23 protein-coding genes are annotated in these 24,608 nt (G+C 62.3%); 18 read left to right on the plus strand and 5 right to left on the minus strand.

Features of this window, described 5'->3' with window-relative positions; translation table 11 throughout:
* Positions 1-9 precede the first annotated feature (9 nt).
* The 4 genes from pyrR to AC5WNJ_RS00225 all read left to right on the plus strand — a co-directional run bounded on the left by pyrR (position 10) and on the right by AC5WNJ_RS00225 (position 3,350).
* Positions 10-558, plus strand: coding sequence for a bifunctional pyr operon transcriptional regulator/uracil phosphoribosyltransferase PyrR (pyrR, locus tag AC5WNJ_RS00210; protein WP_495930307.1), 549 nt, complete (start codon positions 10-12; stop codon positions 556-558).
* Positions 555-1,607, plus strand: coding sequence for an aspartate carbamoyltransferase catalytic subunit (locus tag AC5WNJ_RS00215; RefSeq protein WP_176675858.1), 1,053 nt, complete (start codon positions 555-557; stop codon positions 1,605-1,607). Before pyrR ends, AC5WNJ_RS00215 begins: the two co-directional genes overlap by 4 nt.
* Positions 1,604-2,869, plus strand: a complete 1,266-nt coding sequence (locus AC5WNJ_RS00220; RefSeq protein WP_495930308.1) for a dihydroorotase — start codon at positions 1,604-1,606, stop codon at positions 2,867-2,869. The genes AC5WNJ_RS00215 and AC5WNJ_RS00220 overlap by 4 nt, the downstream gene beginning before the upstream one ends.
* 295 nt (positions 2,870-3,164) lie before the next feature.
* Complete coding sequence (locus AC5WNJ_RS00225; RefSeq protein WP_043331603.1) at positions 3,165-3,350, plus strand: tautomerase family protein; 186 nt, start codon at positions 3,165-3,167, stop codon at positions 3,348-3,350.
* A 290-nt stretch (positions 3,351-3,640) separates the two neighbouring features.
* Here AC5WNJ_RS00225 and serA read toward each other — a convergent pair whose 3' ends face one another.
* Positions 3,641-4,891: a phosphoglycerate dehydrogenase gene (gene serA / locus AC5WNJ_RS00230; protein ID WP_253063416.1), complete on the minus strand. Its 1,251-nt coding sequence runs from the start codon at positions 4,889-4,891 to the stop codon at positions 3,641-3,643.
* Between the two features lie 321 nt (positions 4,892-5,212).
* Here serA and xseB point away from each other — a divergent pair, with 321 nt between their 5' ends.
* From xseB to AC5WNJ_RS00255, 5 genes are all read left to right on the plus strand, one after another.
* Positions 5,213-5,497: an exodeoxyribonuclease VII small subunit gene (xseB, locus tag AC5WNJ_RS00235; protein ID WP_043331600.1), complete on the plus strand. Its 285-nt coding sequence runs from the start codon at positions 5,213-5,215 to the stop codon at positions 5,495-5,497.
* Complete coding sequence (locus AC5WNJ_RS00240; protein ID WP_495930309.1) at positions 5,497-6,429, plus strand: polyprenyl synthetase family protein; 933 nt, start codon at positions 5,497-5,499, stop codon at positions 6,427-6,429. Before xseB ends, AC5WNJ_RS00240 begins: the two co-directional genes overlap by 1 nt.
* A gap of 12 nt (positions 6,430-6,441) precedes the next feature.
* Positions 6,442-8,364, plus strand: coding sequence for a 1-deoxy-D-xylulose-5-phosphate synthase (dxs, locus tag AC5WNJ_RS00245; protein ID WP_176675862.1), 1,923 nt, complete (start codon positions 6,442-6,444; stop codon positions 8,362-8,364).
* Positions 8,365-8,602: 238 nt separating this feature from the next.
* Positions 8,603-9,232 (plus strand): glutathione S-transferase family protein, encoded by a 630-nt coding sequence (locus AC5WNJ_RS00250; RefSeq protein ID WP_285460669.1) that lies wholly within the window; start codon positions 8,603-8,605, stop codon positions 9,230-9,232.
* A gap of 700 nt (positions 9,233-9,932) precedes the next feature.
* The gene (locus AC5WNJ_RS00255; RefSeq protein ID WP_495930310.1) at positions 9,933-11,228 is read left to right on the plus strand and encodes a DUF4172 domain-containing protein; all 1,296 of its coding nucleotides are present in this window, start codon (positions 9,933-9,935) and stop codon (positions 11,226-11,228) included.
* Positions 11,229-11,422: 194 nt separating this feature from the next.
* Here the strand turns inward: AC5WNJ_RS00255 and trhA are convergent, their stop codons facing one another.
* Entirely contained in the window at positions 11,423-12,232 is an 810-nt protein-coding gene (gene trhA / locus AC5WNJ_RS00260; protein WP_176675865.1) for a PAQR family membrane homeostasis protein TrhA, read from the minus strand.
* A 134-nt stretch (positions 12,233-12,366) separates the two neighbouring features.
* The gene (ribA, locus tag AC5WNJ_RS00265) at positions 12,367-13,002 is read right to left on the minus strand and encodes a GTP cyclohydrolase II (protein WP_043331593.1); all 636 of its coding nucleotides are present in this window, start codon (positions 13,000-13,002) and stop codon (positions 12,367-12,369) included.
* Between the two features lie 324 nt (positions 13,003-13,326).
* Between ribA and hemE the strand changes: the two genes are divergently transcribed.
* The 7 genes from hemE (at position 13,327) to AC5WNJ_RS00300 (ending at position 20,899) form a co-directional block, all read left to right on the plus strand.
* Positions 13,327-14,424, plus strand: a complete 1,098-nt coding sequence (gene hemE / locus AC5WNJ_RS00270) for a uroporphyrinogen decarboxylase (RefSeq protein WP_043331592.1) — start codon at positions 13,327-13,329, stop codon at positions 14,422-14,424.
* 79 nt (positions 14,425-14,503) lie between these two features.
* Positions 14,504-14,890, plus strand: a complete 387-nt coding sequence (locus AC5WNJ_RS00275) for a VanZ family protein (RefSeq protein WP_495930311.1) — start codon at positions 14,504-14,506, stop codon at positions 14,888-14,890.
* 287 nt (positions 14,891-15,177) lie between these two features.
* Positions 15,178-16,041 carry a polyamine aminopropyltransferase gene (speE, locus tag AC5WNJ_RS00280; protein WP_495930312.1) on the plus strand — a complete coding sequence of 288 codons (864 nt, stop codon included), beginning with the start codon at positions 15,178-15,180 and terminating at the stop codon, positions 16,039-16,041.
* Positions 16,042-16,471: 430 nt separating this feature from the next.
* Positions 16,472-17,497 (plus strand): amino acid ABC transporter substrate-binding protein, encoded by a 1,026-nt coding sequence (locus tag AC5WNJ_RS00285; RefSeq protein WP_176675869.1) that lies wholly within the window; start codon positions 16,472-16,474, stop codon positions 17,495-17,497.
* 254 nt (positions 17,498-17,751) lie between these two features.
* Positions 17,752-18,942 carry an amino acid ABC transporter permease gene (locus AC5WNJ_RS00290; RefSeq protein ID WP_253063398.1) on the plus strand — a complete coding sequence of 397 codons (1,191 nt, stop codon included), beginning with the start codon at positions 17,752-17,754 and terminating at the stop codon, positions 18,940-18,942.
* A gap of 10 nt (positions 18,943-18,952) precedes the next feature.
* Positions 18,953-20,092, plus strand: a complete 1,140-nt coding sequence (locus tag AC5WNJ_RS00295; protein ID WP_253063396.1) for an amino acid ABC transporter permease — start codon at positions 18,953-18,955, stop codon at positions 20,090-20,092.
* Between the two features lie 78 nt (positions 20,093-20,170).
* Positions 20,171-20,899: an amino acid ABC transporter ATP-binding protein gene (locus AC5WNJ_RS00300; RefSeq protein ID WP_176678200.1), complete on the plus strand. Its 729-nt coding sequence runs from the start codon at positions 20,171-20,173 to the stop codon at positions 20,897-20,899.
* A gap of 144 nt (positions 20,900-21,043) precedes the next feature.
* On the opposite strand, the gene AC5WNJ_RS00305 is transcribed toward AC5WNJ_RS00300, so the two are convergent.
* Complete coding sequence (locus AC5WNJ_RS00305; RefSeq protein ID WP_253063394.1) at positions 21,044-21,592, minus strand: hypothetical protein; 549 nt, start codon at positions 21,590-21,592, stop codon at positions 21,044-21,046.
* Positions 21,593-21,932: 340 nt separating this feature from the next.
* Between AC5WNJ_RS00305 and AC5WNJ_RS00310 the strand changes: the two genes are divergently transcribed.
* Entirely contained in the window at positions 21,933-22,361 is a 429-nt protein-coding gene (locus tag AC5WNJ_RS00310; protein ID WP_043331587.1) for a host attachment protein, read from the plus strand.
* A gap of 176 nt (positions 22,362-22,537) precedes the next feature.
* On the opposite strand, the gene AC5WNJ_RS00315 is transcribed toward AC5WNJ_RS00310, so the two are convergent.
* Positions 22,538-23,485, minus strand: coding sequence for a LysR family transcriptional regulator (locus AC5WNJ_RS00315; protein ID WP_253063393.1), 948 nt, complete (start codon positions 23,483-23,485; stop codon positions 22,538-22,540).
* 286 nt (positions 23,486-23,771) lie between these two features.
* Here AC5WNJ_RS00315 and AC5WNJ_RS00320 point away from each other — a divergent pair, with 286 nt between their 5' ends.
* Complete coding sequence (locus AC5WNJ_RS00320) at positions 23,772-24,548, plus strand: ferredoxin--NADP reductase (protein ID WP_166019073.1); 777 nt, start codon at positions 23,772-23,774, stop codon at positions 24,546-24,548.
* Positions 24,549-24,608 lie beyond the last annotated feature (60 nt).

Consider the following 24,608-nt stretch of genomic DNA (forward strand, 5'->3'; position numbering starts at 1 on the left):
GCGATATCCATGCAAGAGTCTGAGATGCACGAAGAACATGAAACGCTGCCAGAGGTCGAGGCATTGCTCGAGGCCATGACCGAAGAGCTCGAATTGCTGTTCGAGCGCCGTGAACTCGATCGTGAACGTCTGATTCCGGTCGGCATTCATACCGGCGGTGTCTGGGTCGCCCAGGCACTGCGAAAGCGGCTGGGGCTTGAGGAGCCCCTCGCGACACTGGATATCGGTTTCTGGCGCGACGACTTCGGCCACAAGGGCCTGCCGGATGGTGGCCAAGGGTCACAGCTGCCGGATATCGAGAACCGCGATCTGCTGCTGGTGGACGATGTGCTGATGAGCGGACGTACCGTGCGCGCGGCGCTCAATGAGCTGTTCGACTATGGCCGTCCGCGCCGCGTGCTGCTGGCCTGTCTCGTAGAGCTGCCGGGGCGTGAGCTGCCGGTGCAGCCCGATGCCCTGGGTGCCAACCTGGCGCTGGCGCCAGGCAAGCGCATCAAGCTGGAAGGCCCCGACAACCCGCGCCTGACACTGGTCGATACCGGCGAGGTGACGGCATGAACCTGTTTGATCTCTCGCAGGCCAGCGCGGACGTGCGGGCTGCCTCGCCGGCACAGGTCCAGCTGGATGAGCAGGGTAGACTGCGTCACTTTCTGGATATCGAAGGCCTGCCGCGCAGCGTGCTGACCGAGATTCTCGACACCGCCGATCACTTCCGTGGCATCGGCGATGCCGAGGTCAAGAAGGTGCCGTTGCTGCGCGGGCGTACGGTGGCCAACCTGTTCTTCGAGAACTCGACCCGGACGCGTGCCACCTTCGAGCTGGCCGCCAAGCGTCTGTCGGCGGACGTGCTCAATCTGGACATCAAGACCTCATCGGCCGCCAAGGGCGAGTCGCTGATGGACACCCTGGTCAATCTCGAGGCCATGCAGGCGGATGCTTTCGTGGTGCGTCATGGCGACTCCGGTGCGGCGCATTTCATCGCCAGCCAGATCACGCCGCATGTGGCGATCATCAATGCCGGCGACGGTCGTCACGCGCACCCGACCCAGGCGATGCTCGACATGCTGACCATTCGCCGCCACAAGGGCGAGTTCGCCCATCTGCGCGTCGCGATCGTCGGTGACATCCTGCATTCACGCGTCGCTCGCTCGCAGATTCAGGCGCTCAATACGCTGGGCGCAGCGGAGGTGCGGGTGGTCGCGCCGCAGACGCTGCTGCCCATCGGGGTCGAGACGCTGGGCTGTCAGGTCTTCACTGAGCTGGCAGCAGGGCTGAAGGATGTTGATGTCGTCATCATGCTGCGCCTGCAGAAGGAGCGCATGGATGGCGCGCTGCTGCCCTCGGAATCGGAATACTACCGCCGCTATGGCCTGACCCGCGAAAGCCTGGCACACGCGCACCCTGACGCCGTGGTGATGCATCCGGGGCCGATCAACCGGGGTGTCGAGATCGAATCCGCCGTCGCGGATGGCCCGCGCTCGCTGATACTCGATCAGGTCACCAACGGTATCGCGGTGCGTATGGCGGTGCTGTCGATGGCGGTCTCCGGACAGATGAAGGCGCGCGCCGAGCGCAGGGGTGAACGTTCACGAGGAGCTGGCGCATGAAACGCAGCCTGATCAATGCACGGGTGATCGACCCGACCAACGGCCGCGATGGCCAGTACGACCTCCATCTGGACGGTGGCCGTCTGATCGCGATCGGCGAAGCGCCGGCGGATTTCAGTGCTGAGCAGCGCGATGACCTGGCGGGCAAGCTGGTCACGCCGGCCTTCATCGATCTTGGCGCACACCTGCGCGACCCGGGCCCGCGCTACAAGGGCAGCCTGGTCAGTGAGTCGGCTGCCGCACTGGCGGGTGGCTACGCGACCATCCTGCCGCGCCCCGATACCAGCCCGGTGCTCGACAGCGCCTCGCATATTCGTACTCTGCTGGACCGCGCGCGTGATGTGGCGGGGGTGCGTCTTGCACCCTTGGGGGCACTGACGCAGGGGCTGGAAGGTGAGCTGCTTGCCAATATGGCCGCGCTCAAATCCGCAGGCTGTGTGGCACTGACCAACCTTCGCCAGCCGATACGCGATCTCGGTGTACTGCGGCGTTGTCTGGAATACGCGCGGACCTTTGATATCACCGTCGTGTTCCAGGCCCAGGAGGCCGCCTTGGCCGGGCAGGGCTGCGCCCATGAGGGTGCCATTGCCTCACGTCTCGGGCTGGCTGGCATTCCGGAATCCGCCGAGACGGTCGCTCTGACCCAGTGGCTGCTGTTGATCGAGCAGACCGGCGTGCGGGCGCATGTGTCACTGCTCTCCAGTGCACGAGCCGTGGAGCTGGTACGTGATGCCAAGGCCAGAGGGCTGGATATCAGCGCGGATGTGTCGATGGCGCAATTGCACTGGACCGATGAGCAACTGGAAGGCTTCAATGCCAACTTCCATCTGGAGCCGCCACTGCGCAGCGCGGCAGACCGGGATGCACTGCGGGCCGGTGTGGTCGATGGCACCATCGACGCCATCGTCAGTGATCATCTGCCCCATGAAGCCGCTGCCAAGAGCGCGCCCTTTGCAGTGTCCGAGCCCGGTATGACCAGCCTGGAAACCATGCTGCCGCTGGGGCTGGCGCTCGTGAAGGCCGAGCTGCTCAGCCTGCCTCGCCTGATCGAGACATTGACGTTCAGTGCCAGACGCTTCGGACTCAAGGGCGGCATGCTGGCAGTAGGTGAGTACTGTGATCTGGCAGTAATCGATATGGCGCATGAGTGGCGTGTCTCAAGCGAGACGCTGGTCAGTGCCGGCCATAACACGCCGCTGCTTGGCATGCTGTTGAATGGTCGCGTTGAAGAGGTGCTACTGGGCGATACCTGCTACGCCTAAGCCGTGTTTCACGTGGAACATGATGCTTGAGATATTTGGCTCAAGATCGCCAACAGGCTGATATAAAAGCAATTCTTGGATGGTGTGTGGTGAGGATTGGCTGCTTTATCGTAAAGCAGCCAATTTCTTTACCAGCCTATGCCGCAGAGTGACACCGCCGGGCTGCGCTTATTGCTGCCGGTTGATGTTTCACGTGGAACATAGGCAGCAGCGCCATAAGGCGACTATGGCAATCGCGAGTCGAGGCTGGCCAGGCACGCTGAAAAAGAGACATGAATAACAAGGAGAGACAACCATGCCGATGATTCGTGCGGAATTTCTGACTGGCAAGACACAGGAACAGAAGCGGGAGCTGGTGGAGGCGTTGACGCGCGAGACGGCTCGCGTGCTGGGCGTACGTGAGCAGTCCGTCTGGGTGGTGCTGCAGGAAGTGGAGCCGGAAAACTGGGCCGTCGCTGGTACGCCATTGTCGGAGCGCTGAGAAACGCGCTGTCAGCTGGGCGCTCGATCTCAACTTGCTGATTCACAGTATGTTTTATAGGGACATGAGATGTTCCACGTGAAACACGCCCTTGGTCTTGGTCGGCAGTGCCAGAGTATGGGAAGTCGGCTGAGGGATGGCAGAGGCATGAAAGGAGGGGAGTGGGAAGCAAGACACGCGACGAGCAATACGCCTGATAATCCGCAACAAAAAAACGCCGCAGCCATTTCTGGCTGCGGCGTTTTCATTTGCCTGCCCTCTGCTCCACGGCCATGAAGCAGAGCGCGGACTCAGTTCTCGAAATCAGCTTCCGAGTAGAGAGTCCGGATACGCAGGGTATGGTCGACGGTCTTGAGCGCTTCGAGCGCTTTCTTGCCATAGGCCTTGTCGACATCGATGACCACATAGCCGACCGTGTTGTTGGTCTGCAGGTACTGGCCAGAGATGTTGATGCCTTCCTCGGACAGCACCTGGTTGATGTGTGACAGCACGCCCGGGACGTTGTCGTGGATATGCAGCAGACGGTGCTTTTCGGGGTGTGCCGGCAGGGCGACTTCCGGGAAGTTGACCGAGCCGATGGTGGTGCCGTTGTCGGAGTAGGTCACCAGCTTCTCGGCGACTTCGATACCGATGTTCTCCTGGGCTTCCATGGTGGAGCCACCGACGTGCGGCGTCAGGATGACATTGTCGAACTCGCGCAGCGGAGACACGAACTCTTCGCCGTTGCCTTTCGGCTCTACCGGGAAGACATCGATGGCGGCGCCCAGCAGCTTGCCGCTGGAAAGGGCTTCGGCCAGGTCTTCGATGACGACGGTGGTGCCGCGTGCCGCATTGATGAAGACGCTGTTCTGCTTCATCAGCGCGAACTGCTGCTTGCCCATCATCCACTTGGTGGAGGGGATTTCCGGCACATGCAGGGTGACGATGTCAGCGCGCGCCAGCAGCTCTTCCAGGCTTGCCACCTGACGGGCATTGCCCATGCCGAGCTTGGTGACGGCATCGTAGTAGATGACGTCCAGGCCCAGGGATTCGCTGAGCACGGACAGCTGGGAACCGATGCTGCCGTAGCCCACGATGCCCAGCGTCTTGCCGCGGACTTCATGGCTGTTCTTGGCGGATTTCATCCACTGGCCACGATGTGCCTTGGCGCTTTTCTCCGGCACGCCGCGCATCAGCATGATGGCTTCAGCCAGTACCAGCTCGGCAACCGAGCGAGTGTTGGAGTAGGGCGCGTTGAACACGGGGATGCCGCGCTTCAGTGCGGCTTCCAGGTCGACCTGGTTGGTGCCGATACAGAAGCAGCCGATGGCGGTGAGCTTCTCGGCAGCGGAGATCACGCGCTCGTTGAGCTGAGTGCGGGAACGAATGCCGATGAAGTGCACATCGCGGATCTTCTCGATCAGTTCTTCCTCGGCCAGCGAGGTCTGAAGCAGTTCGATATTGGTGTAACCCGCGTTGAGGAAACTATCCACGGCGGATTGGTGGACACCCTCGAGCAATAGAATCTTGATCTTGCTCTTGTCCAGGGACGTCTTGGCCATTGTCGGATCAACCCTCTCGCCGGTCATGCCGGCGTTTCTGTTCGTTTGGTCTTTTTCATGACCTGCTGGCGTGTCACACCTCAAGAAAATGCCAGAGAAACAGCGGGGCGTGCTGTCAACAGGGGAGCAAAGAATATCACAGCCGGCGGGGCCTCCGGATGAAATGTCCGCGTGCCGGGCATGAAAAATTCACAGCACAGCCGTTTGATGTGACTCTTCCACCGTGCGCAGGGGGTGGGCAGCGTCGTGAAGCCCTTCGGGTTATACTGGCGCTCCACACAGAGACACCGGGCCCGCCCGGTCGGATGAGCGAGAGCACCCATGGCCGAAAAGGAAGTGCCACAGGATTTCGCCGCCACCCTGGCCCGTCTTGAAGGGTTGGTGACGCGGCTCGAGGCTGGCGACATGTCGCTGGAAGCGTCACTGGGCGCTTTTGAAGAGGGCGTGAGCCTGGCGCGCGAGGCGCAGCAGCGGCTCGATAGCGCCGAGTTGCGCCTGCAGGCATTGGTGGAAGGCCCGGAAGGTGCGCTGACGCCCACGGCGTTTACGGCGCCCGATGCCGCAGGCAGCATGGCGGGTGAAGCGGACGAGGAGAAGGACTGGTGATGTCAGGTGGATTGAATGCGCAAGTCACGCCGACTGCATCGCAGGCCAGCGAGCTGATCCGTTCTGGACAGGCGCGCAGTGAGGCCGTGCTTGAGGCGTTGTTGACTCCCGGCAGTGCGGCGGTGAGTGAGCGTCTCGAGGACGCCATGCGCTACAGCGTGCTGGGTGGCGGCAAGCGTCTGCGCCCCGTGCTGCTGTATGCGGTGGGTCGTGCCCTGGGTTGCGATGAAGAGGCTGCTGACAGCGCTGCGCTGGACGCGGCGGCAGCGGCGCTCGAATTGGTGCATGCCTATTCGCTGGTCCACGATGACCTGCCGGCCATGGACGATGACGACCTGCGGCGTGGCCGTCCCACCGTGCATCGCGCCTTTGATGAGGCGACCGCCATTCTCGCGGGCGATGCCCTGTTGACGCTCTCCTTCGAAGTGATGGCGACGACCGGCCATGTACGCACCCCTGCCCTGGTGCGTACCCTGGCCGAGGCCTCCGGGCGGCGCGGCATGGTGGCCGGTCAGGCGCTGGATCTCGAAGCGGTCGGGCAGTTCCGCGAGGTAGAGGCGCTGTCACGCATGCATGCCTACAAGACCGGCGCGCTGATTCGCGCCGCGGTCCGTCTGGGCGGATTGGTGGCAGTCGACGAGCAGGATTCGCGTCTTGCTGCCCTAGAGCGCTACGCTTCGGCTATCGGCCTGGCCTTCCAGATCCAGGATGACATTCTGGACGTGACGGGCGACACCGCAACGCTTGGCAAGACGGCCGGTGCTGACGCTGCGCGCGACAAGCCGACCTATCCCTCGCTGCTTGGACTCGAAGGTGCTCAAGAGCGAGCAGGTCAGCTACTGCAAGAGGCCCTGGATGCCCTGGCACCGTTGGGAGAGGCCGCAGAGCCACTCGCGGTGCTGGCGCGCTACATGATCGAGCGAGACCACTGATTCCTGACGCCTATGAAGCTGTTTGACGAGATACCTCAGGCGCGCCCCGCGACGCCACTGCTCGATGCGGTCGAGACACCTCAAGCGCTGCGCGCCATGAGCGCGGCACAGCTGCGCCAATTGGCTGACGAACTGCGCGCCTACCTGCTGTACAGCGTCGGCTGTACCGGCGGGCACTTCGGTGCCGGGCTCGGTGTGGTCGAGCTGACCGTGGCCCTCCACCATGCGCTGGAAACGCCCCATGACCGTCTGGTGTGGGACGTGGGTCATCAGGCCTATCCGCACAAGATTCTGACCGGTCGTCGTGAAGCCATGTACAGCATGCGCCAGTACAACGGCCTGTCTGCCTTCCCCAAGCGTGCCGAGAGCGAGTTCGACACCTTCGGGGTAGGCCATTCCAGCACCTCGATCAGTGCGGCGCTGGGCATGGCGCTCGGCGCCCGCACGGCGGGTGAGTCACGGCGTGCCTGTGCGGTGATCGGCGATGGTGCCCTGACGGCTGGCATGGCGTTCGAGGCGCTGGCGCATGCCGGGCATGTGAAGGCCAATATGCTGGTCGTGCTCAACGACAACGAGATGTCGATCTCCGAGAACGTCGGCGGCCTGGCAAGTTACCTGGCACGTATTCTGGCCAGCAAGCCGTATACCCAGATGCGTGCCAACGGCAAGCGACTGCTGTCGCCCTTGCCGGGCGCGCTGGAGCTTGCCAAGCGTACCGAAGAGCACATGAAAGGCTTCATCAGCCCGGCGACGCTGTTCGAGGAGATGGGTTTCAACTACATCGGCCCCATCGACGGCCATGACCTGCCGGCGCTGGTGCAGACGTTGCGCAACATGCGTGATCTGGATGGCCCGCAGTTCCTGCATGTGGTGACGCGCAAGGGCAAGGGCTTCCTGCCGGCGGAGCGTGACCCGATCGGCTATCACGCCATTACCAAGCTCGAGAAGGCCGCGCCTCAGGCCGCCGAGCAGGCGCCTGCCGTCACCGACGCGCCGGCTCCCAAGCCGCAGAAATACTGCAGTGTCTTCGGCAACTGGCTGTGTGATGCCGCTAGCGCTGATGCGCGCGTCATCGGCATCACGCCGGCCATGCGGGAAGGCTCGGATCTGGTGCGCTTCTCGAAGGAATATCCTGATCGCTACTACGATGTCGCCATCGCGGAGCAGCACGCGGTGACAGTGGCAGCGGGCATGGCCTGTGAGGGCATGAAGCCGGTGGTGGCGATCTATTCCACCTTCCTGCAGCGTGGCTATGATCAGCTGATCCACGATGTCGCGGTGCAGAAACTGGACGTGACCTTTGCCATCGATCGTGCCGGTCTGGTCGGCGAGGACGGCCCGACGCATCACGGCAGCCTGGACATGTCCTTCCTGCGCTGCGTGCCGGAGCTGGTGCTGATGGCGCCGGCCGATGAAGCCGAGTGCCGTGGCATGCTGAGCGCGGCACTGGCGCATCCCGGGCCGGCCGCGGTGCGCTATCCGCGCGGTACCGGGCCGGGGGTGGCCACCGATGCCGACCTGACGCCAATGGCCATCGGTCAGGGGGAATACCGTCGTCGTATCAGCGGCAGCCCCGAGGTGCGTGTCGCCATCGTCGCCGTGGGCAGCATGAATACGCCGGTGGCCGAGGTCGCCGAGGCGCTGGACGCGACCCACTTCAACCTGCGCTCCATCAAGCCGCTGGATCGCGAGGCATTGCTCGAGATCGCCGCGGAGCATGACCTGGTGGTGACGGTGGAAGAAAACGCCATCGCGGGTGGCGCGGGAGCCGGCGTGGCCGAGCTTTACCTGAACGCGGGACTGGCTCAGTCAATGCTGCTGCTGGGGCTGCCGGATGGCTTCGTCGAGCATGGCAAGCCGGTCGAGCTGCTGCGTGATTGCGGTCTGGATGCCGCCGGCATCCGCGCCAGTATCGAGGCTCGCCTCGCCAGCTGACCCTGGCGGCATGCCATACCGAAACGCCTGTGGATGACTCGAGAGTTCGAGTTGTCCACAGGCGTTTTCGTTGCATGACTGCCTGCGCCGAGACGGCGAAGGATGCATGGCATCTCCGCGACTTCCCGCCCATGCTGGATGACCATCAAGCCCTCTGCCCAAGCAGCCAGGGCCTGGCCGGCGCGAAAGCCGCCACCTGCGCCAGTCACCACCGCAACGCCACGGAGTGCGCCCGACCATGTTGACTCTATACAGCTATCCAAATTCCCGCTCGCTGCGGGTCGCCTGGACACTAGAGGAACTGGGGCTCGAATACCGGATTCATGGTCTGGATCTGAAGGCCGGTGAGGGGTACAGCCCTGAATACCTGGCCATTCATCCCGATGGCAAGGCGCCAGCCCTGGTGGATGGTGAGCTGGTCCTGTTCGAGTCCAGTGCCATCTGCCGCTACCTGGCGGCGCGAGAAGGGCGACTGCTGCCACAATCGCTGGCTGGACAGGCACAGATGGATCAATGGCTCAGTTTCCTCACCACCGAGCTTGAGCAGCCGCTGTGGACATTGGCCAAGCACACCTTCGCGCTGCCGGAGGACCAGCGCTGTGATGCCATCAAGCAGACAGCCCAATGGGAATTCCAGCGTGCTCTCAAGGCACTCCAGCGCCGCTTCGGTGGTCAGGGGTGGCTGGTGGCCGATGAATTCAGTGTCGCCGATATCTTCCTCGCCCAGACCCTCAGCTGGGCGCAGATGGCCGGGCAACCTCTGCCGGCCGTGCTTGAGCAGTGGGGCGAAGAGGTGCGGGCGCGTCCGGCCTGCGAGCGGGCCCGTCAGCGAGAGCAACAGGCCGCCGAGGAGCGTCAGCAGCACTGAGCCCTGTTGCCATAACTGATGTCGAAAGCCGTCGTCGAACGCCGCCACAGGCCAAGCTGACGGGCTGATCTGTCCTGCCTGTCCTGCAATGAAGTCATGAGAGCGCTCTGAGAGCGCGTACACGCCACGAGGCGCCATCCTGATATCAGGGTGGCGCCTTTTGCATTTTTGAGCCTCAGAGACGCTTGCAGGGCGCCTGACGAGGTTGAGAGGTCGCCTTGCGCGTTCAGCGGCGTCAATCGTCGGGGGCGCGCCCCAAGCCGTTTGGTGACGGCTGGCTCAGGGCGGCTCGAGGCAGTCAGTTCGAGACAGGTCAGTTCGAAACGGTGCGGTGCGCCAGGGCGGCGCGAGGCAGGCCATCGATCGAGGATGGGTTTCAGCCATCAGGCACTGAATGATGCGCTGTTGAGTCTTTTGCATATCTATTGATGATTCGATAATTGGTCTATTTTGTCATGATGGTCAAATGTTGGTCTTCATGAGGGCGTAGGTAGCACTCATGCGATGTGAGCAGCCGACATATCCGATAAAAATCATGGGGTTGAGAGGTTTATTAGATTTTTATGACATGCAATTGATCAATTCGAGAGCGGTGATCGCATAGTGTCTATTTTTCGTATCATTGTTTGATTCTAGATATGGTTTATTGCGGATCTTTTTGATAGGATGTTGATGAAAACCTCTATGGGGATAACAACTTATGTGGATCTGGCAGCAGCCTGACTGGCCACGGGGGCAATTGGAGGTCATGCCCTTGATGGGGCAGTTGGCGGCGACCCAGGCGGTGATGTCGCCGCTGGTCGCTCAGGGGCAGAATCTCTATCCCCGACAACGCCTGCGTCTCGAGGCGACGCTCCTCAGCGAAGAGATGGAAGCCAGTGCCCAGCTGTCCGGTGTGGTGCTCGGGCGGGCGGCGTTGCGTGATGCGCTGTATCAGGCGCTGGGGCTGGAGTCCGGCCATCAGGAGCCACCGCGCGGGCCGGCGCCTGGTGTCGACGTCTTCGTGGATGTGACGCTGGAAGTCGTGCGCACGGCATTCCAGCCGCTGACCCGCCAACAGGTGCTCGAGTGGCATCGGCGTCTGGGGCCTTTCCTGCCGCGCAGCAGTGGTCAGCCACTCGGTGCATGGCGCGAGGCGCGCTACGAAGCGGTCAGCGGTCGTTATGGCCTCAAGCGCTTGCGCTATCGCGCCCCGGCGGAGAACCCCGATGCTTTGGACCGGGAGCTGGATGTCTTCTGGCAGCGTCTGGCGACGGAAGAACCGGATGTGGATAACTCAGGGGTGTTGAATGCCCTGCAGCTGCATGCGCACTGGCAGGCGCTCGCACCGCTGGCCTTGGGCAATGGCTTGATCGGGCGCTTGCTGCTGATGCGCTGGCTGACACGAATCGATGCCCTGGCCGCGTTGCAGCAGCAGGGCGAGTTTGTCGGCAAGGTCGCCGAGCGCTGGGAGCCGGAAGCGCTGGAGCAACTCTGCTGGCGCCGCCAGGCGCTGTTCTCGGTGGTGCTCGAGCATCAGGATGAATTGCGCGAGCTGGAGCAGCGTTATCTCGGCAAGCCTCAGACCTCGGCCAGCGGCCATCAGCTGCCGCCGCAGCTGGACCGCGCGCTCAATGGTGAAGTGGAGGATGCAGCGCCCGGTGACATGAATGTCTGGGCCGAGTGGTGGCTTTTGCGCCTGCGCGACGCCGGTCGCCGGACGGCCTTCCATTACCAGCGCGTCCAGCGCGCCGAGCGTCTGTGGCTGGAGCACGCGCGTACGCCGCTGAATGCCCGCCAGCGCGAGCTGGTACTGACATTGCTGGAGCGAGACGACGAAGAGGGCGTGGGGCGCGCCGAATACCGTGCCCTGGTCGATACCTCCGACCCTACCGCCGCCCGTGATCTCGCCGACCTGACCGCCAAGCAGGTACTGGAAAGCTACGGTGTCGGGCGCGGCACCCGGTATCGCTTGCCGGTCTTCGCCCCGCAGGAAGATAGCTCTTCAAGAAAATAGCCCTGTGAGAGACGAGCCCTGAAGCGTCAAAAAAATCGCGAAAAAAAGCGGGAAGGGTCATGACGACCCTTCCCGCTTTTTTGAGGTGGTTTGCCGGTGTTCTCAGTTCCTTGTTCTCAGTGCCGTGTTCTCAAACCTGTGCTTTCAAGCCGGTGTGCTCAAGAGCGCCGGCCAGCGTGGCTGCTCCGATCACGTCATACGGAATACGGCAGCACTGCGGTGTAGATGGCGAAGAAGTGGCAGGTACTGCCACCAAGCACGAACAGGTGCCAGATGGCGTGGTGATAGCGCAGGCGCGTCATCAGAAAGAAGATCACGCCCAGGGTATAGGTGATGCCGCCGGCGACCAGCAGGATGAGCCCCGTCTCGGAGAGCTTCTCGACCAGCATTGGCGAGGCGAACACGATCAACCAGCCCATCAGCAGATAGACGCTCACGCGCAGGGCGCTGAAGCGTTCCGGCCAGCGCAGCTTGAGGAAGATGCCGCCCAGCGCGAGCGACCAGATGATGGCGAACAGCGTCCAGCCGGTCGGGCCGCGAAGATTGACCAGCAGGAAGGGCGTATAGGTGCCGGCGATCAGTAGATAGATGGCACAGTGATCCAGCAGCTGGAAGGCATATTTCAGGCGTGGGTGACGGATACCGTGATAGAGCGTCGAGGCCGCATACAGCACCACCAGGGTCAGGCCGTAGAGGCTGACGCTGACGATCTTCCAGGGGTCGACTTCGGCGGCGAGGCTGGCCATCACGATCAGCACGATCATGCCGACGAGGCCCATGACGGCGCCGATGCCGTGGCTGGTGCTGTGCAGCCATTCCTCCAGCCGGGTATAGAGATCAGGTGTCGCGGTGGTGTCGCGTGAATCTGCGTCATCGGCGGGCGATGCGCTGGAAGAGGGTGATGCCGGAGGAGGTGTCGAGGCGGGCCGTGTTGACGAAGGCTGTGATGACTGAGGTTGCGATGAAGAAGGCTGTGATGATGCAGCCGTTGAGTCTTTGCGCATGGCGATGTCTCCGGCGCGGGTTCGACTCCAGCCTACTCTCTGGCGGGTGACGTCGTCATGTCACGCTCGCTGTGCCAGCCGGTCAATCTGCCTATAAAGAAAGGGGGAACCCACCAGGCTCCCCCTGCGCGCGGCTACTCGCTGCGTTCGATATCGACGTCGCTTGCCTGGGTGAAATCATCCAGTGCCATCATGTGGCCCAGCTTGCCCGCCTTGGTCGAGAGGTAGTGCTCGTTGTGCGGGTTCAGGCCGGTGGTGATCGGCTGGCGCTCACTGATGGTGACACCATCACGGGTCAGGGCATCGACCTTGCGCGGGTTGTTGGTCATCAGCTTGAGCGTGCTGACGCCGAGATGCTCCAGCATCGGCACACAGATATCGTAGCGGCGCATGTCAGCCCCGAAGCCGAGGCGCTCATTGGCTTCGACGGTATCGGCGCCGCCATCCTGCAGCTCATAGGCGCGAATCTTGTTGAGCAGACCGATACCGCGGCCTTCCTGACGCAGATAGAGCAGCACGCCGCGGCCTTCGGCGGCAATGCGTTTGAGCGCTTCCTGCAGCTGATAGCCGCAGTCACAGCGCATCGAGAATAGGGCGTCGCCGGTCAGGCACTCGGAATGCACGCGGCCCAGCACCGGCGCGCCGTCATCGATGTCGCCCAGGGTCAGGGCGATGTGGTCCTTGCCGGTGGTCTCATCCTCGAAACCGTGCATGGTGAAGGTCGCCCAGGGCGTTGGTAGCCGCGAGGCGGCGATGAATCGAATGGTCACTGTTCACCTCGAACGCCCGGACAATCGCCGGGCTGAAAAAGCGCGGGCATGCGGTGGTCCGGCAATGTCTCGATGAGTCGCTCGAGATACCGGCGGCCAGCATGCAGTCATGTGGCGAGTTTACCAGTCTGTGGCCGATGACTCATCGCTCTGTATGGAAAAGCGTTGTTGCCGCCACCACCACAATGGTCGGATGACGCCAGCAAAGGGACTACAAAGGTGGGGCGATTTGCCAATGCATTTGTTGCATCACCACGATGGGCGGGATTTTTCTCAGGCTCTGATAGAATGCCGAGACATTCCCCGAGCTGATGTGTGATTCCGATGACCTTGAAGAATGATCGCTTCCTGCGCGCGCTGGCCCGTCAGCCGGTCGACCGTACTCCCGTCTGGATGATGCGCCAGGCTGGCCGCTATCTGCCGGAATATCGCGAAGTCCGTGGTCAGGCCGGTGGCTTCATGGACCTGTGCATGGACACCGCGCGTGCCTGCGAGGTGACGCTGCAGCCGCTGGAGCGCTTCCCGCTGGATGCCGCCATCCTGTTCTCCGACATCCTGACCATCCCGGATGCCATGGGGCTGGGCCTTTACTTCGAGACCGGCGAAGGCCCGAAATTCCGCAAGACAGTGCGGACTGCCGAGGAAATCGCGGCGCTGAGCGTGCCGAATGTCGAGCGTGATCTCGATTACGTCATGCGTGCCGTGTCCACCATCCGTCGTGAGCTGAACGGCCGCGTGCCGCTGATCGGTTTCTCCGGCAGCCCGTGGACACTGGCCACCTATATGGTCGAGGGCGGTTCCAGCAAGGACTTCCGTCACGTGAAAGGCCTGATGTATTCCAATCCGGAAGCCATGCATCAGCTGCTCGACACCCTGGCGCAGGCCGTTACCGACTACCTGAATGCCCAGATTGCTGCGGGTGCACAGGCGGTGCAGATCTTCGATACCTGGGGCGGTACCCTGTCCACGCCGGCCTATCTCGAGTTCTCGCTGCGCTACATGGAACAGATCGTCGCCGGCCTCAAGCCGGACAGCGAAGGCAACCGTGTGCCAGTGATCCTGTTCACCAAGAATGGTGGCCAATGGCTCGAGCACATCGCCGCCACCGGCTGTGATGCCGTCGGCCTCGACTGGACCACCGAGATGTCCAATGCGCGTGAGCGTGTCGGCCATCGTGTGGCCCTGCAGGGCAACCTGGACCCGAATGCACTGTTCGGCACGCCAGCCGCCATTCGTGCCGAAGTCGGGCGTATCCTCGACAGCTACGGCCAGGGCCCGGGCCACATCTTCAACCTCGGTCACGGCATCAGCCAGTTCACCGACCCGGGTAACGTCAATGCCCTGATGGATGCGCTGCACGAGCTGAGCCCGGCCTACCATCAGGATGACGCCGCCAATGCGACACCGGTCGCCCGCGGCTGATGGGGGAGTCCTGCATGGTCTTTTCTGCTGTCATCCCTGTGGCTGCCTGTAGAAGGTGGCAAGCAGCAGGGCAGCCAGCATGACGCCGGCCGAGCAGCGTCTCACCCCACGCCGCGGTTGGGCCTTCGTGGCGCTGCTGTGCCTGTTGCTGATCCTTTTCGGCACGCTCTCCCCGGGCGTGCCACATCCGGAGCAGACCTTCCCCTGGGACAAGCTGCAGCATTTCTCCGCCTTCGCGTTGCTTGCGCTGACCACACGGCTGGCGGGCTTGACCAGCTTGATCATCCTGCCGCTCCTGCTGCTGCTGGGCGTCGCCATCGAATGTCTGCAGCTGGCGATTCCCTATCGCGGCGCTGAGGTGCTGGATGCCCTGGCGGACCTCGCCGGCATCCTCATCGGGCTGGGAGTGTTTCAGGGCGTCAGGCTGATTCTCCATCTGGTCCGCCCCAGCCCGGCCTCTCGCTGAGCTTCTCCCCCGGGCCGCGTGTCATCGCTACGCGGCCTGTCTGAAATTGTCATGCATCAACACTTTCCACTCCGCCCGTCTTTGGCTATGGTGCAGCGCCTGCGCCATGTTGGCGCTTGCCCGGCATGTCGTGTATCACGACATCACGCCGCATGGTCGTCATGCGGGCCGTGAACTGCCGGCTTGACGCTGGCGCAGTGCTGATTGGCGCAATTTCCGATGGCCATCGTGCCGTCTCTATCCATACCTTGATATCCCGTCTGTGATATCCAATGCGAGGGTCCCCCATGACCGAACGTCTCGATGGCTCCTGGTTTACCGAAATCTTCGATCGCCACGGCAGCGCCTTCTCGCTCAAGGTCAGCCACAAGCTGCATGACGAGCAGACCCCTTATCAGCACCTCGAAGTCTATGCCACCGAGACCTACGGCAACCTGATGGTGCTGGACGGCTGCGTGATGCTGACTGACCGTGACAACTTCCTCTATCACGAGATGATGTCGCATCCGGCGCTGTTCGCTCATGCAGACCCCAGGCGTGTCGTCATCATCGGCGGTGGCGATTGCGGCACCCTGCGTGAGGTGCTCAAGCACCCGGGCGTGGAGAGGGTCACCCAGATCGATATCGATCCGGCGGTCACGCGTGCCTCCGAGCAATTCTTCCCGGCGCTGGTCGAGTCCAATGACGACCCGCGCGCCGAGCTGCTGTTCGAGGATGGCGTCAAGTGGGTCGACAACTGCCCGGACGAGAGCATCGATGTGCTGATCGTCGACTCCACCGATCCGGTCGGCCCGGCGGAAGGTCTGTTCAAGACAGACTTCCTCAAGCGTTGCCATCGTATCCTCAAGCAGGGCGGCCTGATGGTGCAGCAGAGCGAGTCTCCGCTCTATCACACCGATTCCATCATCAAGGACCTGCGCAATGACATGGGCGAAGCGGGCTTTGATAGCGTCGCGACCCTGCCCTTCCCGCAGCCGGTGTATCCGTCCGGCTGGTGGAGCTGCACCCTGGCGGGCAAGGGCTGTGACGTGAAGTCCTTCCGCGAGGAAGATGCCGCTGCCGCCACCTTCGCGCGTGACTTCTATACCGTCGAAGGCCATCGCGCCGCCCTGGTGCTACCGCCCTTCATGCAGCGCCTGCTGGAGAAGTGATCCGCATGCATCTTGCGGTGGCAAGCAAGCCCCATCAGGCACGAAAACGTGCCTGATGGGATGAACAAGCGTTGAGTCAGTCAGACCGAGACATTGGTCGCAATCTGCCACTCGCGCCACATCGCTGCACCGCCAACGGCCGTTTCGCAATGAAACGGCCGTTTTTATTTTGCACCGATATGAGGCGAACTGGTCTTGTCAGGCGCCTAACTGCGCGGCAATCGCGCGGAATGATCCGCCGCCCCACCTCGAGGCTTTGGCCTATATCACTGGGTTTTAGCACTTTTTTCAGCGTTGAACGCAGCGGATCACGCGATAGGCGGAAATTGGAACGCGGCTTGCTATTGTCGATAGGTGCCATGCAATGCATTGCACCACTTCTGACTCGAGGCTGATCGAGCGGACTCCAGACTTTCGCGAGGGAATCACGATGCATAACAACAAGAAGCCACTGTTGATCGCTAGCGCCGCTGTCCTGGCCGCCTCCATGGCGACAGGCGCCAGTGCCGCGACCCTGGATAGCGTCAAGGAAAAGGGCTTTGTCCAGTGTGGCGTCAGCACCGGCTTGCCGGGCTTCTCGGCACCGGATGACGCCGGCAACTGGCAGGGCATCGACGTTGATGTCTGCCGCGGCGTTGCAGCGGCCGTACTGGGCGATGCCAGCAAGGTGCGCTATGTACCGCTGACGGCCAAGGAGCGTTTCACCGCGCTGCAGTCCGGCGAGATTGATGTCCTGTCCCGTAACACCACCTGGACGGCGACCCGTGACACCTCACTGGGCCTCAATTTCGCTGGCGTGAACTATTACGACGGCCAGGGCTTCATGGTCAGCAAGGACCTGGGCGTCTCCAGTGCCAAGGAGCTGGACGGGGCAGCCGTCTGCATCCAGTCCGGTACCACCACCGAGCTGAACCTGGCGGACTACTTCCGCCTCAATGACATGTCCTTCGAACCGGTCGTCTTCGATACCTCCGATCAGACCGTCAAGGGCTTCGAGGCTGGCCGCTGTGATGTCCTGACCTCCGACCAATCCCAGCTCTACGCGCTGCGTATCAAGCTCTCCGATCCGGCGTCCGCGATGGTGCTGCCGGAAGTCATCTCCAAGGAACCGCTGGGCCCCGTCGTCCGTCAGGGCGATGACCAGTGGTTCAACATCGTCAAATGGACCCTGTTCGCGCAGATCAATGCCGAGGAGATGGGGCTGACCTCCGACAACATCGAAGAGAAGAAGGCAGATACCAACCCGAACGTCGCGCGTCTGGTCGGTGCCGATGGCAACTATGGCGAAGCCATGGGGCTGCCGGCTGATTGGGCCTATCAGGTCATCAAGCAGGTCGGTAACTACGGCCAGATGTTCGAGCGCAATGTGGGTACCGGCTCCGCACTGGGTATCGAGCGTGGCTTGAACGCACTGTGGACCGATGGCGGCGTCCAGTACGCCCCGCCGGTTCGCTGATGCGCGGGCTCGCCCTGTACTGCGGGTGGGCCTTGCCCCTCATGACAGGCTGAGCAAGGACGCTGGCCAGGGGAAGTGAGCGTCTTGCTCCACTTCCTCTGGCCAGCGTCATGTGGGGCCCGGTAGCAAGAATTCTCACATGAGGCCCAGCCTGTTCCTCGTGACCCATTCATCGAGTGCCGAGAGATAACTGATCTGCCGTTCGATAGGACGGCAGGCGGAAGTCGCATAGCTTTCCGGCGGAGATTGCCTGTATGACACAACCTGCTTCTCGCCCGCCGGCCACGGTCAAGCCGCCATTCTGGCGTGACCCGGCCAAGCGGGCACTGATCTTCCAGCTATTGATGCTGGCAGGCGTGTTCGGTGTGTTGGCGATCATCGTCAGCAATACCCTGACCAACCTCGAAAGCCGTGGCATCACCACCGGCTTTGCCTTTCTGGACAACACCGCAGGCTTTGGCATCCTGCAGAGCCTGATCGACTATTCCGAGCAATCCACCTATGGCGATACCTTCATCGTCGGCCTGCTCAATACCTTGTTGATATCCGCACTGGGTGTCATTGCCGCGACCGTGATCGGCTTCATCATGGGGGTCGCGCGTCTGTCCCCCAACTGGCTGATCTCGCGACTGGCGGCGGTCTATATCGAAGTCTTCCGCAACATCCCGCTGCTGCTGCAGATCTTCTTCTGGTATTTCGCCGTTTTGAGAACCCTGCCGAGTCCGCGTGGCTCGCTGTCGCTGGGCGAGGCATTCTTCCTCAACGTGCGCGGTCTGTTCGTGCCGGCCCCCATCACCTCCAGCGGTTTCTCGGTGGTGATTGCGGTGCTCGTGCTGGCCGTCGTCGCCAGCGGCATCTTCAGCTACTGGAACCGCCAGCGTCAGGCACGTACCGGTCAGCGCCTGCCGGCGGTCTGGATTTCGCTCGCTCTGATCATCGTGGCGCCGCTGCTGGCCTACTTCGCGATGGGCATGCCGCTGAGCTGGGAGCTGCCGGAACTCAAGGGCTTCAACTTCCGTGGCGGTATCACGGTCGTCCCCGAGTTCCTCGCCCTGTGGGTCGCGCTGTCGGTCTATACCGCAGCCTTCATCGCCGAGATCGTGCGTTCCGGCATCGAAGCGGTACCGCACGGCCAGACCGAAGCGTCACGGGCGCTGTCGCTGTCCGGTGGCATGACACTGCGTCTGGTGGTGGTGCCACAGGCGCTGCGCGTCATCATCCCGCCGCTGACCAGCCAGTACCTGAACCTGATCAAGAACTCGTCGCTGGCCACGGCCATCGGCTACCCCGATCTGGTCTCGGTCTTCGCGGGTACCACGCTCAACCAGACCGGTCAGGCCATCGAGGTGATCGCCATGACGATGCTGGTCTATCTGACCATCAGTCTGCTGGTCTCCATGTTCATGAACTGGTTCAACGCCCGCATGGCGTTGGTCGAGCGCTGAGGGTCTGCCCATGTCGATTGAAAAGACGTCGATTGAAAAGACCCTGTCACGGGTCACCGAGAAGATGATCGATTCCCGTCCGGCGCCGAGCGACAGCATCGGTGCGATGGCTTGGCTGAGAGCCAATCTGTTCGCCGGACCGATCAATACGCTGTTCACGCTGTTCGCGCTGTATCTGGTCTACCTGCTGGTGGTGCCCAGCCTGCAATGGGCGCTGATCGATGCCAGCTGGAGCGGTACCTCACGAGAGGACTGCACGGGGGAGGGCGCCTGCTGGGTGTTCATCAGTGCGCGTCTCGATCAGTTCATCTACGGCTTCTACCCGAGTGAGGAAACCTGGCGGGTCGATATCGTCTTCGCCGTCTTTGCGGCACTGATCGCCTGGCTGGCGATTCCGAAGCTGCCGGCCAAGGGCTGGGTCGCCATCGTCAGCCTGGTGGTGTTCCCCTTCATTGCCTACTTCCTGCTACATGGTGGCAGCTTCGGCCTCGAGATCGTCGGCACCCACGAGTGGGGCGGTCTGATGCTGACGCTGGTGCTGGCGGTGGTGGGTATCGTGGCGGCACTGCCGCTGGGGATCCTGCTGGCGCTGGGGCGTCGCTCCGAGATGCCGATCGTGAAGAGCATTTGTGTGGTGTTCATCGAGTTCTGGCGCGGCGTGCCGCTCATCACGGTGCTGTTCATGGCCTCGGTGATGCTGCCGCTGTTCGTGCCTGGCGAGGTCAATCTCGACAAGCTGGTGCGCGCGCTGATCGGTATCACCCTGTTCCAGAGTGCCTACATGGCGGAAGTGGTGCGGGGTGGTCTGCAGGCGATCCCGAAGGGACAGACCGAGGCCGGCATGGCGCTGGGGCTGGGCTACTGGCGCAACATGGGGCTGATCGTGCTGCCCCAGGCGCTCAAGCTGATGATTCCCGGCATCGTGAATACCTTCATTGCCCTGTTCAAGGACACCTCGCTGGTACTGATCATCGGGCTCTTCGATCTGCTCGCCATCGTGCAGGCCGGTCTCGCCGACCCCAAATGGCTGGGCTACTCCATCGAGGGCTATGCCTTCGTGGCGCTGGTCTTCTGGGTCTTCTGCTTCAGCATGTCGCGCTACAGCCAGTATCTCGAGCGCCTGCTGCATACCGGTCACAAGAAGCGCTGATCACGGCGCCAAGGAATCTTCATCATGACAACGACAACATCCGTCTCGCAGGGCAACACCGGCGCCGATGAGCGCCCGATGATCGAGCTCAAGGGTCTCAACAAGTGGTACGGCGACTTCCACGTGCTGCGCGACATCAACCTGAGCGTGCGCAAGGGCGAACGTATCGTCATCTGTGGCCCTTCGGGGTCCGGAAAGTCGACGATGATCCGCTGCATCAATCATCTCGAGGAGCATCAGGAAGGCGATATCGTGGTCAACGGCATGCCGCTGACCCAGGACATCAAGCAGATCGAGGCGATCCGTCGCAACGTCGGCATGGTGTTCCAGCACTTCAACCTGTTCCCGCATCTGACGGTGCTCGAGAACTGCTGTCTGGCGCCGATCTGGGTACAGAAGCGGCCGCGCAAGGAGGCGGAAGCCGAGGCCATGAAGTATCTGGAGCGCGTGCGTATCGCCGATCAGGCCCACAAGTTCCCCGGTCAGCTGTCCGGTGGTCAGCAGCAGCGTGTCGCGATCGCGCGCTCGCTGTGTCTGAGTCCGGAGGTGATGCTGTTCGATGAGCCGACCTCGGCGCTGGACCCGGAGATGATCAAGGAAGTGCTGGATGTCATGGTCGAACTGGCCGATGAAGGCATGACCATGCTGTGCGTGACCCACGAGATGGGCTTCGCCAAGACCGTCGCTGATCGCGTCATCTTCATGGATCAGGGCCAGATCATCGAAGAGAACGCGCCGGAGCCATTCTTCAACAATCCGCAGTCCGAGCGGACCCAGCTGTTCCTCAGCCAGATTCTGGGGCATTGAGGCCACGGGCTGATCGGATGCTGTAAGCCGTCAAAAGACAACGCCCCGCGTGATTCCCATCACGCGGGGCGTTGTCGTGTGTGAGTTGCAAGGCAGTCAGTGGGTGCTCACTATCAATTCATTGTGCTGAATGAAGAGGCTTGCCTAGAGGCTGGGCTCGGTGCGGCGTACTTCGCTGCTGCGGGTGACTGACAGCTCTTCATCGCTGCCCAGGCTTGGCTCCTGCGGTTTGGCTGCGGCCTTGGATGATGCATCGGCAGGCTCATCGGCGGGTGTCTTTATCGCCGTTGCGGCAGCGGACACTTCTTCGCCTTCGCGCGGCCAGGTGACGCTGCGTGGCTTGCCGACCCAGCTATCGTCATTGTCGTGCACCGCCGGGCGGCGCGAGATGGAGCGCGTCACCAGCGCCGCGGCATCCAGGGTGTGATTGGTCCCGCGAATGCTCAGCAGGTGATGCGGCGCCATCAGCAACTCGAACAGCAGGCGCGTCATCACGAAGGCCAGCAGGAAGCCACCGACACCCTGCGCCAGTACCGGCCACTGCGCGACCAGCGAATTGTCAGGCCCGATGGGCGTCAAGTGCTGCAGCGTCCAGCCGCAGGCAGCCGCCAACAATCCCAGCTGCAGCATCAGGTGAGCGGTGACCAGCACGCGCCGGGGCAGCGGGCGGCGCATCAGGAGCAGATTGCGCATCGAAACTTCTCCGAGAAAAGACCACAGGATGAAAGGAGCGGTGGCAGACGGGCAGGCGGCGCCCCGCGTTGGGCGGATGTTAGCACGCACTTCGCCATCGACGTCATGTCCGGGAGTCGCGACACCCGTGTCGGGAAGGGCGACATCAATGCCGAGGTGGTCGAGCGTTTCGTCGTCTTGCCTTGCAGGTGTCGTGCAGGTGCCCTGCTGGCGGAGGAATCGGCGCGAAATGAACGGCGAGGGTTGAATTTCGCCACGCCGCCTGCATGTCTTGCGATGTACGCCAAGATGGTCGTCATTCTTGATCAACGACGCCTCACGAGAGACAGGGAGTGTGTAAATGGTTACTTACATCGTTGCTGCCGATGCCGCACGTGCACGTATCTTTGCCCGTGCTGCCGGCAAGGTCACCGAAGTGGAAAGCCTCGTACATCCTGAAAGCCGCCAGCATACCGGTGACCTGAGAACCGGTGGCAAGGGGGAATCCAGCGGCGGGCATGGCAGCCTGCATCAGACTGGCGATGATGGCGCGACCTCCGACAAGCATCAGGACTTCTTCGCCAAGGAAGTCGCGCAATACCTCAAGCAGACGGCCAATGACGGCAAGTTCGATCAGCTGATCATCGCCGCCGCGCCCAAGTTCCTGGGGGCGCTGCGCGACAAGCTCGACAAGCCGGTCGCCAAGCTGGTGACGGAAACCGTCGACAAGGACCTCTCCCACGAGAGCGCTGATGAGATAAAGGCACGTTTCACTGGCCTGACTCACTGACCACCTCCCCGTCATCCAGAGACCAAGACGCCGCCAGCGGAAACGCTGGCGGCGTTTGTGTGTGAGCGGTCACTACCTCCTTGGGGCTCATGTCGTGCCGGCTGGTGTCTCAAGGCTATAGTGCCTTGATGCTCCGTGGCGTCAGGCGCTGTTGCAGAAGTCCGGGTATGGGCGAATCACGGCACCTGCGGCAGGATGATCTCGTCACTGCGTGAGGCGCTGCCGCTCAGGTTGCGGCAACTGGCGACGAATTCGCGCATCGCCTGGGTGATGAAGCGATCACGATGGTGGACGAAGCGATAGGCGCGCGTCAGCTCCAGCCATGGAGTGGGCAGCTCGACGAGACTGCCGCGCCGAAAGGCATCTCTCAGTGCGAGGCGTGAGATGCAGCCGATGCCGAGCCCCGCTTCCACGGCGCGCTTGATGGCTTCGGTGTGTTCCAGCTCCAGCATGATGTCGAGGCGCTGGGAGACGCTGGTCGAAGGCCCGTCCAGATGTGGGCGCAATGCCTGCTCGAAGGTGCCGCGTGTGCCGGAGCCACGCTCGCGCATGATCCAGCGAGCCGCCAGCAGGCGCTCAAGCGTGACCTCACCCTGTGCCAGCGGGTGTGACGGCGCACAGAAGATGCTCAGCCGATCACTGACCCAGTGGGTGGCCTCCAGCAGCGGATGCTCCACCTCGCCTTCCACCAGTCCGATGTCGAGTTCGAAGTGCACCAGCTTGTCGATCAGCTGATGGGTGTTGTGCACGTGCAGCTCGACGCGGCTGGCGGGGTGATGGTGCAGAAAGTCACCGATGATCTGGGGTGCCAGATAGTTGCCGATGGTCAGCGTCGCGCCGATCTCCAGCGAGCCGGTGGCGTCCTGCTGACCGAGCAGCTGTTCCAGCTCTTCGGCCTGGTCCAGCAGCGCGATCGCCTTGGGCAGCAGCTCACGCCCCAGGCCATTGAGCCGCAGGCGCTTGCCATGGCGATCGAACAGCCGGCAATCGAACTGACGCTCCAGCTCGGCCAGTGCGGTGCTGGCCGCTGATTGCGACATGGCCAGGCTGTCGGCGGCCAGCGAGACATTGTCATGCCGCGCGACCGCCACGAAGACGGCCAGCTGGCGAAGGCTGTAGCGCATTCGACCTCCCGGGGCATGCAGTGAAGGGGCAGAGATGAGGAGGCGAAAGTGAACGCAACCCAGGATTCGCCGTCAGAGCGGGCGAACTCTGCAAGATCGGGGTTGAAATGCGATTCATTCGCAACCAATATTGGTAAACTAGATAACCTATATCCAGATAAACCATTTAACGCATAACCCTGCAGTGACTACAATCGCTGCATAGTTCGTTGGGTCATAAGCTATTATTTGTTTATGCCAATAGAGAATATCGAATTCGAGGGGCCACGCCCCGGGAGGCCATCAGGTGAGCAGTCTGACCACAACCGAAGTCATCGACGTCCATCACTGGAACGATTCGCTGTTCAGCTTCCGCACTCAGCGTGAAGACAGCCTGCGCTTCAAGAACGGCCAGTTCGTGATGATCGGCCTGGAAGTCGACGGCAAGCCGCTGATGCGCGCCTACTCGATCGCCAGCCCGAACTACGAGGAGCACCTCGAGTTCTTCTCCATCAAGGTGCAGGACGGCCCGCTGACTTCACGCCTGCAGCATCTGCAGCCGGGCGATCAGATCATGGTATCCCGCAAGCCGACAGGCACGCTGGTACTGGATGACCTGCTGCCGGGCGAGAACCTTTACCTGTTCTCCACCGGCACTGGCCTGGCGCCGTTCCTGAGCGTCATCCAAGACCCGGAAACCTATGAGCGCTATGACAAGATCATCCTGATGCACGGTGTGCGCCATGTCTCCGAGCTGGCCTATGCCGACATGATCGCGGAAGAGCTGCCCAAGCACGAGTATCTGGGCGAAGAGATCGCCGAGAAGCTGATCTACTATCCGACCGTGACGCGCGAGGAGTTCCGTAACCAGGGCCGCATCACGGATCTGGTCGAGAACGGCAAGCTGTTCGAGGACATCGGCCTGCCGCCGCTGGACCCGAAGCGCGACCGCGCCATGATCTGTGGCAGCCCGGCGATGCTCGACGATATCAGCGCCATGCTGGATGCACGCGGCTTCGCCATCTCGCCGAAGATGGGCGTGCCGGGTGACTACGTGATCGAGCGTGCCTTTGTCGAGAAATGATCCGCGCGCATCACGCTTGAACGGCAAGTGCTGAAACGAAAAAACCGCAGGCCGATGGCC

The organism is Cobetia sp. PDI-23MA (assembly GCF_059507735.1).